The sequence below is a fragment of the Peribacillus sp. YIM B13477 genome, from assembly GCF_042787955.1.
Lineage (GTDB): Bacteria > Bacillota > Bacilli > Bacillales > DSM-1321 > Peribacillus > Peribacillus frigoritolerans.
Genome location: NZ_JBHZPD010000002.1, coordinates 939,117 through 951,428, shown reverse-complemented (window position 1 = coordinate 951,428; position 12,312 = coordinate 939,117). Strand labels below are relative to the sequence as shown.

The window sequence follows — 12,312 nt, the reverse complement described above, 5'->3', positions numbered from 1 at the left end:
AATAGCTTACCTTCACTAAAATTCAGGCTCCCATTATGGGTGCCTCTTTTTGTTGATGAAATCTCGGGATAGGTTATGTAACTCCAAGTCTGTTGATATAGTAAAATATCATTTATTTTCATTGAAATGGAGACATTCATGGAAATGTAAAGAAAAGGGGAGCAGGAAGGTAGTCTGAAAAGTTTACATATATGAAAAACTAGGGATATTATTGTTAGCTGGAATTCCTATGATAAAGTCAATTGAGTTTAGGAATATTAATATATCAAAATACCACTACCGATATCAATAAAGTATTGGTCAGTTTTTAAAACCGCTGAAGATGTTTTTTTATTAAATAATTCAGCACATTTCCATATTTATCAATGTTTTGAAATGTGGAGAAGAGAGAATATTTAAAAAAATACAAAAAAAGTGTTTACAGGGAAAATTTTTCATTGTAGTATTTCCTTATAAAGTAAATGAAATCGATTTCATCCCGAATCAAGGTTATGTACAGGCTATAAATTAAGGGGGAGTGGTTTGGTCTTTACTTTTTCTTAAGGTAGACCCCTGATAATAAATGAAATCGATTTCATTCGCAGAATATATTCTTGAATATTAGGATTGAGCTAGAAAATTTATTGATTAATCCTAAAAAACATGGAAGGATTTCTTCCATAGTCAAATGAAATCGATTTCATTGACGGCGATGGTTATACTGGCTTGATGATCTAACAAAATACTTTATTTTAAGGAGGAAAAAACATGTCTTCAGTAACACATGAGGTGAAAAAATTAAAAAACTATATAAATGGTAAGTGGATTGAGTCCACTTCAAAGGAAACGGAAATTGTATTCAACCCTGCAACTGGTGAGGCAATTGCCGAGGTGCCACTTTCAACTAGGGAAGATGTGAATCGTGCGGTTCAAGTGGCGGATGAGGCTTTTAAAAAGTGGTCGCAGGTCGCTGTCCCGAAACGGGCTCGAATATTGTTCAAATATCAGCAGCTCCTTGTGGAAAATTGGGAAGAACTTGCTAAGCTGGTCACTATCGAAAATGGTAAAAGCCTATCGGAATCGATGGGTGAAGTACAGCGGGGCATCGAGTGTGTCGAGTTTGCGGCGGGGGCACCTACGCTGATGATGGGCAAGCAGCTTCCGGATATCGCGACAAACATTGAATCGGGTATGTACCGTTACCCAATCGGTGTAATCGGCGGCATCACCCCATTTAACTTTCCAATGATGGTCCCTTGCTGGATGTTCCCGCTTGCGATCGCATGTGGCAATACATTCGTGTTAAAGCCATCTGAACGTACACCATTGCTTGCAGCACGCATTGTGGAACTGTTTGAGGAAGCAGGTCTTCCTAAAGGAGTACTGAACATTGTTAATGGAGCACATGATGTGGTTAATGGGCTTCTGGAGCATGAAGATGTGAAAGCCATCTCCTTCGTCGGTTCACAGCCAGTTGCAGAATATGTGTATAAAACAGGCACGGCTAACTTGAAGCGCGTCCAGGCTCTTGCGGGAGCGAAGAATCACTCGATTGTCTTGAAAGATGCCAATCTTGATATGACAGCCAAGGAAATAACAAGTGCGGCTTTTGGCTCTGCCGGTGAGCGTTGCATGGCCGCTGCGGTTGTTGTCGTAGAAGAAAGTATAGCGGACGAGTTAGTTGAAAAATTGAAACAGGCAGCTGATGCCATTACGATCGGGAATGGTCTGGATGACGGCGTTTTTCTAGGACCTGTAATCCGGGAAGGAGCTAAGAAGAGGACTATTGATTATATCGAATCAGGTATAGCTCAGGGCGCGACCCTAGTACGCGATGGCCGTAAAGATGAGGCAGCAAGCGGCAATGGATATTACCTCGGAGCTACGATTTTTGATCATGTGACACAGGAAATGAAAATCTGGCAAGATGAAATTTTTGCACCAGTGCTCTCCGTTGTCCGTGCCAAAGATTTAACGGAAGCCGTTGAGATTGCCAATGCTTCAGCACTGGCTAACGGGGCTTGCCTTTATACGGACAGTGCTGCTGATGTACGCCAATTCCGTGAAACGATACATGCCGGGATGTTGGGCATTAACGTGGGTGTTCCAGCACCGATGGCATTCTTCCCATTCTCTGGATATAAAGATTCATTCTATGGTGATCTTCATGCAAATGGAACCGACGGTGTGGAGTTCTATACACGTAAAAAAATGGTGACTGCACGCTACGTGAAATAAGTGAAACGAAAAAGCCTTGCAAGCTGGCCCGTTTGGATACGGGCCGGATTTTTTGAAAACTAAGGAGGTACATATGAGTAAGCTGCTTCAAAAACCGGTAAAAAAAGAGGTCGCTGAAGGTGTTACAGTCGTTCAAGCAGTAACGAAAGGAAATTCTCCTTTAGAATTTGTTGAATTCAAAATAGTGGAGTTGGCTCCTTGTGCTGAGTATACGGAATTGTTGAATAAAACGGAATGCTGCATTGTCGCTCTTACAGGAAAAATCAATGTGGCTGTTGGCGAAAATGTATACCATGATTTAGGCACACGCGATAGTGTATTTGATAAAGTGCCGACTGATAGCATTTACGTGTCAAATGATAGAGGCTTCAAATTGGAAGCGATAACCAAGGCCAGAGTGGCGCTGTGTTATTCGCCTTCTGATAAGCAACTTCCGACTAAATGGATTAAAGCGGGGGATGTTGACGTGGAACATAGGGGCATTTTGAGCAATAAGCGGATGGTGCATAATATATTACCGGATTCAGCTCCGTATGCGAATAGCCTTCTGGTGGTTGAAGTATATACAGAAAGCGGAAACTGGTCGAGCTATCCTCCGCATAAACATGATCAGGATAACTTACCAAATGAGTCGTTATTGGAAGAGTCCTATTATCATGAAATGAACCCGCCTCAAGGATTCGTTTTTCAGCGAGTATATACAGATGACCGTTCGATTGATGAGACCATGTCGGTTGAAAACGGCGATGTCGTACTTGTACCGGCCGGTTATCATCCGGTAGGCGTACCTGACGGTTATGAATCCTATTATTTGAATGTTATGGCCGGTCCGACAAGGACATGGAAATTTTTCAATGATCCCGATCACGAGTGGATCCTGAATCGTTAAAGGAAAAGGAGCTGTTAACCGGATGAACTATACATTTAATATCGATAAGGAATTTGACTTGATTGCCATTGGCCGTGCCTGCATCGACTTGAATGCCAATGAATATAACCGTCCGATGGAAGAGACCATGACATTCACAAAATACGTGGGCGGTTCACCTGCCAATGTTGCCATCGGAAGTGCAAAATTAGGCTTGAAAGTCGGATTCATCGGTAAGCTTGCGGATGATCAGCACGGCCGTTTCATCGAGAGTTATATGCGTGGGGCAGGTGTTGATACATCGAATATGGTAATCGATCAAGAAGGGCATAAAACGGGACTGGCCTTCACGGAAATTAAAAGTCCTGAAGAATGCAGTATCCTGATGTATCGGGATGATGTAGCCGACCTTCATTTAGCACCTTCGGAAGTGCATGAAGAATATATCAAAAAATCAAAGATTCTATTGGTTTCAGGAACGGCTTTAGCAAAAAGTCCATCACGTGAGGCGGTTTTAAAAGCCGTCAGCCTTGCGAAAAGAAATGATGTAAAAGTCATATTTGAATTGGATTACCGTCCCTATACATGGAATTCCATTGAAGAAACCTCCGTTTACTATTCGTTAGTCGCAGAGCAATCAGACATTTTGATTGGCACACGTGATGAATATGATGTAATGGAAAATACCGAAAAAGGTACGAATGAAAGGACCGTCCGTTACTTGTTTGAACATTCCGCAGACCTGGTCGTCATCAAACACGGCGTCGAGGGTTCATATGCCTATGCCAAATCAGGAGAAGTATTTAAAGCGAAGTCCTATAAGACGAAAGTATTGAAAACATTCGGCGCAGGGGATTCATATGCTTCCGCTTTCTTATATGCGTTAGTGCGCGGCAAAGGGATTGAAAGCGCTTTGAAGTTTGGCAGTGCTTCCGCTTCCATAGTTGTAAGCAAGCACAGTTCATCTGAGGCGATGCCTGTTGCAGAAGAAATAGAGGATTTGATTGCCGAGCGCGTGTAAGGAATTTATCTACATAGAGGGGTGAACAGAAGATGGGAACAGTGAGGTTGACTACAGCCCAGGCTTTGATCAAGTTTTTAAATCAGCAGTACATTCATGTTGATGGTGAAGAGTCTCCGTTTGTAGAAGGGATATTTAATGTATTCGGCCATGGGAATGTAGTTGGTATCGGTCAGGCACTCGAACAGGACGCTGGCCACTTGAAAGTGATTCAAGGAAAGAATGAGCAAGGGATGGCACACGCTGCAATTGCCTACAGCCGGGAAATGCTAAGAAGGAAAATTTATGCCGTCACTACATCTGCCGGGCCAGGCTCGGCAAACTTGATAGCGGCAGCGGGGACGGCACTCGCCAACAATATTCCTGTCCTCTTACTTCCTGCTGATACATTTGCGACACGTCAGCCGGATCCGGTTCTTCAGCAACTTGAGCATGAGCATAGTACGGCGATCACAACTAATGACGCTTTTCTGGCAGTATCAAGATATTGGGATCGCGTCACTCGCCCTGAGCAGCTCATGTCCAGTCTGATCCGGGCCTTCGAGGTCATGACCGATCCCGGGAAAGCCGGGCCAGCGACGATATGCATCTCACAGGACGTAGAAGGGGAAGCATTCGATTTCGATGAACATTTTTTTGAAAAACGCGTCCATTATTTAGATCGGAAAGTTCCGGTAGAACGTGAACTGCAAGGAGCTGCCGAGAGAATTAGAGCAAGTAAGAAGCCGATCATCATCGTCGGTGGCGGAGCAAGATATTCCGGGGCTCGGGATATTTTGATGAAGCTGGCAGAAAAGCATAACATTCCACTTGTGGAAACACAGGCAGGTAAATCGACGGTGGAATCATCTTTTCCTAAGAATTTGGGCGGTGTCGGCATTCTCGGTACGATGGCTGCCAATAAGGCTGCCCGCCAGGCAGATCTCGTAATTGGTGTCGGGACCCGCTATACGGACTTTACGACGTCTTCCAAAACTGCATTTGATTTTGAAAGGACAAAGTTCTTGAACATTAACGTCAGCCGCCTTCAAACCTATAAATTAGATGGATTTCAGGTCGTCGCTGATGCAAAAGTGGCGCTTGAGAACCTTGAAGCGTTACTAGTAGGCTATGAAACCGAATATGGGGAGATGCTTGGAGATTGGAAGGAGGAGTGGCTTTCCGAACGGACCCGTTTAAGTCAAGTCACTTTCAGCCGTGAAAATTTCATGCCTGAAATCAAAAGCCAGTTTTCACAGCAAGTCTTGAATGAATACTCGGATGCATTAAAAACTGAATTGGCACAATCCACTGCGATGATCGCAATAAACGATACGGTCGATCAGGAAAGTGTGGTGGTCGGTTCAGCCGGATCACTTCCGGGTGACTTGCAGCGCCTCTGGCATTCAAGCGTGCCAAACACGTACCATCTTGAATATGGATTCTCCTGCATGGGGTACGAAATTGCAGGAACTTTAGGAGCTAAGCTTGCCCATCCAGACCGGGAAGTCTATGCAATGGTAGGGGACGGCAGTTTTCTGATGCTCCATTCGGAATTGATTACAGCCATTCAATATAATCATAAAATCAACATTTTATTGTTTGATAATTCTGGATTTGGCTGCATCAATAATCTGCAAATGGAGAATGGCAGCGGAACATATTGCTGTGAGTTCAGAACACATGATAACCAAATCATGAATATTGATTACGCAAAAGTAGCCGAAGGGTATGGAGCCAAAACTTATCGGGCCAATACTGTCGATGAGCTGAAAGCTGCATTGGAGGATGCAAAGAAACAGTCGGCATCTACATTAATAGAAATGAAGGTTCTGCCGAAAACGATGACGGATGGGTATGACTCCTGGTGGAATGTTGGCGTGGCAGAGGTCTCTGAACGGAAAAGTATACAAAGGGCATATGAAGCGAGACAAGAAAAATTAAAAATGGCCAAACAATATTAAAAGGGGGAAGTCGGAAAATGCAGGAGATTTCGTGGGGGATTGCCCCAATTGGCTGGCGTAATGATGACATACCGGAAATCGGAGCTGAAAACACCTTATCCCACCTTTTAAGCGATATTGTCGTGGCGGGATTTCAGGGGACCGAAGTAGGAGGTTTCTTCCCGGAACCGGAGGTCCTGAATAAAGAGCTGGCGCTTCGGAACTTAAAAATAGCCGGTCAGTGGTTCAGCAGTTTCATCATCCGTGATGGCATCGACAAAGCAGAACAGGATTTCCATGAACACTGCAAATATTTACAGGCTGTCGATGGAGATGTAGCGGTAGTATCCGAACAGACTTACAGTATCCAAGGCGAAAGGTACGATGTATTTAAGGAAAAGCCCCGCTTTACTGATGAAGAATGGGGAATATTGTGTACGGGCCTGAATCGGTTAGGGGATATTGCAGGACTTTACAACTTAAAACTGGTGTATCACCACCACATGGGGACGGGCGTCCAGACACTGAGTGAAATTGACCGCCTTATGGAAAATACCGAAAAGAAAGTGCAACTGTTATATGATACTGGACATATTTATGTATCGGATAACGATTGCATGTCACTTCTGCAAAAGCATATCGACCGCATTGGGCACGTTCATTTCAAGGATGTGAGGCATAGCGTGCTGGAGCAGTGCAGAAAAGTTGGAAAATCATTTCAAGAATCTTTTTTAGCCGGCATGTTCACGGTGCCTGGTGACGGCTGCATTGACTTTGTAGAAGCTTACCATACATTACTGGAAAATCATTATAAAGGCTGGATTGTAGTAGAGGCGGAACAAGATCCTTCCGTTGCCCATCCATTGGAATACGCATTAATCGCTCGCAAGTATATAAATGAAAGGCTGCTCCTAGTTCAAGATTAAAAACGGGAAAGAAGTGATTAATTTGAATAATGATGGAAATCAAATGGCATTCTTACGCAAGATTATTATTATCTCGACGTTAGGCGGTCTTTTGTTCGGATATGATACAGGTGTCATTAATGGTGCCTTGCCGTTCATGTCCGAAGCGGATCAACTTAACCTCAATTCACTTACGCAAGGACTTGTTGCCAGTTCACTTCTTTTAGGCGCGGCACTTGGAGCGTTTCTGGGAGGAAGGCTTTCGGATTATGCGGGCCGCCGAAAAAACATTCTTTTTCTTTCGATACTTTTTTTCCTTTCCACCATTGGATGCACGTTTGCACCGAATGTTACGGTCATGATTATCTGCCGTTTTCTACTCGGGCTTGCGGTAGGCGGGGCATCAGTAACCGTTCCTACTTATTTGGCGGAAATGTCTCCTGCTGAACGACGAGGCCGGATCGTCACCCAAAATGAATTAATGATTGTTAGCGGACAGCTGCTTGCATTCATCTTCAACGCAATACTTGGGACAACGATGGGTGACAGTTCACATGTTTGGCGTTACATGCTGGCCATTGCATCACTTCCAGCCATACTTCTTTTCTTTGGCATGATCAGGTTGCCTGAAAGTCCAAGGTGGCTTGTGTCCAAGAACAAAAGTGAAGAGGCTCTGAAGGTTTTGAAAAGAATACGTAAAATGGATGAGGCTGAATCGGAATTTCAGGGAATCAAAGCGACATTCGATGAGGAGAACCATGTTAAAAAAGCGACATATAAAGATTTGACCGTCCCATGGATAAGGAGAATCGTCTTTCTTGGAATCGGGATTGCCATCGTTCAGCAAATAACGGGCGTTAATTCCATCATGTACTATGGTACCCAAATTTTAAAAGATGCAGGGTTTGAGACAAAAGCTGCTTTGATCGGGAATATTGCAAACGGTATCATTTCCGTTTTGGCAACATTTTTAGGTATTTGGCTGCTTGGTAAAATCGGGCGCCGTCCAATGCTCTTAACCGGTTTGATAGGAACTACGACCACATTGCTATTGATTGGCGTCTTATCTTCCCTTCTTGAAGGGACGGCTGCCCTTCCCTATATCATTTTGTCCTTGACTGTCACTTTCCTTGCCTTTCAGCAGGGGGCCATTTCACCGGTTACCTGGTTGATGCTTTCAGAGATCTTCCCGCTTCAAGTTCGTGGGCTCGGTATGGGTGTCACCGTATTTTTCCTTTGGGTCGTGAACTTTCTAATCGGCTTAACATTCCCGGTTTTACTAGATAAAGTCGGATTGTCCACCACATTTTATATCTTTTTCGCTTTTGGCATCATGGCTATCACCTTTGTGAAAAAATGTTTACCTGAAACGAGAGGACTTACACTTGAACAGCTTGAACAGAACTTCCGCAATCATGGAAAAGAACCTGCAAAGGAAATGACAAAAATAATTTAAGAGTTATAGAGTAATAAACCGGATATGCATAAAAGGAGGAATATGATCATGACATTAAATTTTGGTGTAATAGGAACGGGTGCCATCGGCCGGGAGCATATTAAAAGAATCACAGACAAATTATCCGGAGGGAAAATTGTGGCTGTAACCGATGTGAATGAAGAGGCGGCAAGGCAGGTCGTAAAACAATATGGACTTGAGGCACTTGTATATCCGGATGACAAATCACTGGTAAACTCGGAAAATGTCGATGCAGTGCTTGTTACGAGTTGGGGGCCAGCACATGAGCAAAATGTATTGAATGCGATTGAGGCTGGCAAATATGTGTTCTGTGAAAAGCCACTGGCGACAACGGCGGAAGGCAGCAGGAGAATTGCAGAAGCGGAAATGAAACACGGGAAGCGTTTGGTGCAAGTTGGTTTTATGCGACGTTATGATAGCGGTTACGTACAACTGAAACAAGCCATTGATAGAAATGAAATTGGCGAGCCGCTTATGGTCCGCTGTGTACACCGCAATCCAGAAGTGGATGAAACATATACGACGCAAATGGCGGTCGTTGATACATTGATTCATGAGATTGATGTATTGCATTGGTTAATCAGCGATGATTACAAATCAGTTCAAGTCATTTACCCGAAGAAAGCAAGCCGCGCGCATGTTAACTTAAAAGATCCCCAACTTATCATAATGGAAACGAAGAGTGGGGTAGTCATCCAAGCTGAAGTATTCGTGAATTGTAAATATGGATATGATATCCAATGTGAAGTCATTGGTGAGGACGGTGTTGCATATCTCCCTGAACCAGCGAGCATCGTAACAAGGAAAGGCGCTAAACGGAGCACGGATATCTTGGTAGATTGGAAGGATCGTTTTATGGATGCATATGACATAGAATTACAGGATTTCATAGATTCCATTATAAAGACAGGTCAGCCGAATGGTCCGACTTCATGGGATGGATACATTGCTGCTGTAACAGCTGATGCTTGTGTAAAAGCACAGGAGTCCGGACAGAAAGAATCCGTTGACCTTGAAGAGAAGCCCGTTTTTTATACCGGAAAAATCACTGTTCAGTGAACGTAATTATGCAATGAACAAAAAAAATTATAGGGGGAAAGACCAATGAAACTAGCTTTGGATCCTACGATGTATGCCAATTTATCATTAAAAGAAATGGTCGATAAAACAGCGGAACTAGGCTATGAATATATCGAACTGTCACCGAGGGAAGATTTTTGTCCATTCTATAAATATCCTAAAGTGGATAAGGAACAGATTAAAAATTTGAAACGCTGGTGCAGTGACGCAGGTGTGAAGATATCATCCTTGCTTCCGCTTTACTACTGGGCCGGTCCTGATGAGGAACGGCGCCAGGCCGCAGTCCGTAATTGGAAACGCGCCATTGAAGTGGCAGTGGAATTGGATGTTGACTTGATGAATAGTGAATTTAACGGATCTAAATTCAATGAAGTTATCTGTGAAGAGAAATTCATTAAATCAATGGATGAACTCCTTCCGGTATTTGAAAGGGAAGGCGTTAAACTTAATTTGCAGGCACACCCATTCGATTTCATCGAAACGCATGAGGGAGCTATGGATATGATCCGTGCCCTTGATCGTCCGTGGATCAACCTAGTATATTCAACAGCCCATACATTTTTCTATGATGATGGCAAAGGCGATATTGCCCCTATGTTCGATTCTGCCGGGGATCGCCTGCAACATGTCTTGTTTGCTGATACATTCAATCATAAAGCGTCCAACGGACTCCGTTATATCGTCAACCCTCCAGGTGTCGAGGCAACCGTCCATCAGCATTTGAACATCGGCGAAGCCGAAGTTGACTTTGATACGATCTTCAAAAAACTGAAAGAAATGAATTTTGACGGCATCGCGACAAATGCAGTATTTGCTTGGATCGACAAAGCAGACTGGTCAAGTAAGCTTATGCTTCAAAAAATGAGAGACGGATTGGGTTTAGCAGAAAGAATTGGAGGCTGACAGAATGAAACTTTGTTTCAACCAAGCGACCACACTTGAAAATTCCAACTTGGTCAAAGATCTCAAACACTGTGAAAAACACGGTTACGATTATATCGAAATCCGTACCATGGATAAATTGCCTGAGTATTTGGAAGAACACACAATTGAAGAACTGGCCGAATTTTTTAATGCAAATCATATTAAGCCACTTGCCTTCAACGCGCTTGTATTCTTTAATAACCGAGATGAAGACGGCCATAAGGCGATAATAGCCGAATTTAAAAACATGATGATCATGGCGGAGAAATTGGGTGTGAAATATGTGGTGGCGGTTCCGCTTGTAACGGAAGCGAAAATATTGAAAGAAGATATTAAAAACAGCTGTGTGGAAGTATTGACTGAGCTTTCCGAGATCGCTGAACCGTTTGGCGTCAAAATTGCAGTGGAATTTGTCGGGCATCCGCAATGTACTGTGAATACATTCGGTCAGGCATACGATATCGTTGAAACAGTCAACCGTGATAATGTTGGGTTGGTGCTGGACTGTTTTCACTTCCATGCCATGGGTTCAAGTTTGGATGACTTGAAGAAAGCAGATGGGCAGAAAATCTTCATTTTACACATTGATGATACAGAGGATTTTCCAATCGGCTTTTTGACGGATGAAGACCGGGTATGGCCTGGGCATGGTGCCATAGATTTAGACAGCATATTAACCATCTTGAAGGGAATTGGTTATTCCGACGTTGCCTCTGTGGAATTGTTCCGTCCGGAATATTATGAACTCGATGCTGAAGAAGCCATTAAGACAGCAAAAGAAACGACAATTCAAGTTATTTCGAAACATTTTGCACTGCAAAACTCATAAAGTGGATCATGTAATCTCGGGAATAAGGGGGTGAAGGAATAATGCCTTTAGTATCAATGAGAGAGATGCTTTTAAAAGCAAAAGCAGAAAGGTATGCTGTGGGTCAATATAATATTAATGGTTTGGCATTCGCCCAGTCGTTTTTACAAGCTGCCAATGAGGAACGAGCGCCGATCATACTTGCGGCATCGGACAGGCTTGTTGATTATCTTGGCGGATTTAAAACGATTGCGGCCATGGTAAAAAGCCTTATGGAAGAAATGGACATTACGGTTCCGGTTGCCCTTCATCTTGATCATGGAATGGATGTGGAACGATGCAGAAAAGCGATCGATGCGGGTTTTACATCGGTCATGATCGATGGCTCCCATCATCCAATAGATGTAAATATTGAAATCACCAAAATGGTTGTCGACTATGCCAAAAAGAACGGCGTTTCCGTTGAGGCGGAAGTGGGGGCAGTCGGTGGGACGGAAGATGGACTCGTTGGCGGTATTCAATATGCAGATCCCCATGAATGCACGCTGATTGTAAAAGAAACAGAAATTGATGCACTAGCTGCTGCTTTGGGTTCCGTTCATGGCCCGTATCAAGGAGAACCTAAACTCGGTTTTGAGGAAATGGAATTAATTTCGAACATGACTAATGTACCTCTTGTCTTACATGGAGGCTCAGGTATTCCGCTGCACCAAATTAAAAAAGCTATTGAACTTGGACACGCCAAAATAAATGTTAATACCGAAAGCATACAAGTGTGGGCAAAAACCATTCGGGAAGTATTGGCTGTTGAAGGAAAACTATATGAGCCGCGCGCCATTATCACACCAGCGAAAGAAGCTATCATCTCCGTCGTGAAGAGAAAAATGGCAGAGTTCAATACAAGTGGAAAGGCTTAAGAATGAAAAGGTGTTCCCGATTACGCTGCGGGCACCTTTTTGTACATTCACTTTTTTTCATGAGATGCCATTGCTGAAAGATAGTTCGCTGGTTAGGGGAAGTGTTGCAATGACTTTGTTACATAACGCACGTAATAGATTTTTATTTTTAGTGCTCTCATTTATTTTTTGGT

10 protein-coding genes are annotated in these 12,312 nt (G+C 43.5%); all 10 read left to right on the top strand.

Annotated elements, in window-relative coordinates; translation table 11 throughout:
* Nucleotides 1-747: 747 nt before the first annotated feature.
* Nucleotides 748-2,217, top strand: a complete 1,470-nt coding sequence (locus tag ACFX4H_RS11290; protein WP_262870870.1) for a CoA-acylating methylmalonate-semialdehyde dehydrogenase — start codon at nt 748-750, stop codon at nt 2,215-2,217.
* Nucleotides 2,218-2,290: 73 nt separating this feature from the next.
* The gene (gene iolB, locus ACFX4H_RS11285) at nt 2,291-3,106 is read left to right on the top strand and encodes a 5-deoxy-glucuronate isomerase (protein WP_063577287.1); all 816 of its coding nucleotides are present in this window, start codon (nt 2,291-2,293) and stop codon (nt 3,104-3,106) included.
* Between the two features lie 22 nt (nt 3,107-3,128).
* Nucleotides 3,129-4,106: a 5-dehydro-2-deoxygluconokinase gene (iolC, locus tag ACFX4H_RS11280; protein ID WP_323602170.1), complete on the top strand. Its 978-nt coding sequence runs from the start codon at nt 3,129-3,131 to the stop codon at nt 4,104-4,106.
* Between the two features lie 32 nt (nt 4,107-4,138).
* A complete protein-coding gene (gene iolD / locus ACFX4H_RS11275) occupies nt 4,139-6,049 on the top strand; it encodes a 3D-(3,5/4)-trihydroxycyclohexane-1,2-dione acylhydrolase (decyclizing) (RefSeq protein ID WP_063577285.1) in 1,911 nt (636 codons plus the stop codon).
* Between the two features lie 17 nt (nt 6,050-6,066).
* Nucleotides 6,067-6,954, top strand: coding sequence for a myo-inosose-2 dehydratase (iolE, locus tag ACFX4H_RS11270; protein WP_377435235.1), 888 nt, complete (start codon nt 6,067-6,069; stop codon nt 6,952-6,954).
* 22 nt (nt 6,955-6,976) lie between these two features.
* Nucleotides 6,977-8,389, top strand: coding sequence for a sugar porter family MFS transporter (locus ACFX4H_RS11265; protein ID WP_249598550.1), 1,413 nt, complete (start codon nt 6,977-6,979; stop codon nt 8,387-8,389).
* 48 nt (nt 8,390-8,437) lie between these two features.
* A complete protein-coding gene (gene iolG, locus ACFX4H_RS11260; protein ID WP_377435233.1) occupies nt 8,438-9,469 on the top strand; it encodes a bifunctional inositol 2-dehydrogenase/D-chiro-inositol 1-dehydrogenase in 1,032 nt (343 codons plus the stop codon).
* A gap of 45 nt (nt 9,470-9,514) precedes the next feature.
* A complete protein-coding gene (locus ACFX4H_RS11255; protein ID WP_053533868.1) occupies nt 9,515-10,393 on the top strand; it encodes a sugar phosphate isomerase/epimerase family protein in 879 nt (292 codons plus the stop codon).
* 4 nt (nt 10,394-10,397) lie between these two features.
* The gene (iolI, locus tag ACFX4H_RS11250; protein ID WP_377435231.1) at nt 10,398-11,243 is read left to right on the top strand and encodes a 2-keto-myo-inositol isomerase; all 846 of its coding nucleotides are present in this window, start codon (nt 10,398-10,400) and stop codon (nt 11,241-11,243) included.
* Nucleotides 11,244-11,284: 41 nt separating this feature from the next.
* The gene (fba, locus tag ACFX4H_RS11245; protein WP_377435230.1) at nt 11,285-12,139 is read left to right on the top strand and encodes a class II fructose-1,6-bisphosphate aldolase; all 855 of its coding nucleotides are present in this window, start codon (nt 11,285-11,287) and stop codon (nt 12,137-12,139) included.
* The last annotated feature ends 173 nt before the right edge of the window (nt 12,140-12,312 follow it).

Coding starts and splice junctions, on each gene's coding strand:
- ACFX4H_RS11290 (WP_262870870.1), top strand. CDS start 748: ATGTCTTCAGTAACACATGAGGTGAAAAAATTAAAAAACTATATAAAT.
- iolB (WP_063577287.1), top strand. CDS start 2,291: ATGAGTAAGCTGCTTCAAAAACCGGTAAAAAAAGAGGTCGCTGAAGGT.
- iolC (WP_323602170.1), top strand. CDS start 3,129: ATGAACTATACATTTAATATCGATAAGGAATTTGACTTGATTGCCATT.
- iolD (WP_063577285.1), top strand. CDS start 4,139: ATGGGAACAGTGAGGTTGACTACAGCCCAGGCTTTGATCAAGTTTTTA.
- iolE (WP_377435235.1), top strand. CDS start 6,067: ATGCAGGAGATTTCGTGGGGGATTGCCCCAATTGGCTGGCGTAATGAT.
- iolG (WP_377435233.1), top strand. CDS start 8,438: ATGACATTAAATTTTGGTGTAATAGGAACGGGTGCCATCGGCCGGGAG.
- ACFX4H_RS11255 (WP_053533868.1), top strand. CDS start 9,515: ATGAAACTAGCTTTGGATCCTACGATGTATGCCAATTTATCATTAAAA.
- iolI (WP_377435231.1), top strand. CDS start 10,398: ATGAAACTTTGTTTCAACCAAGCGACCACACTTGAAAATTCCAACTTG.
- fba (WP_377435230.1), top strand. CDS start 11,285: ATGCCTTTAGTATCAATGAGAGAGATGCTTTTAAAAGCAAAAGCAGAA.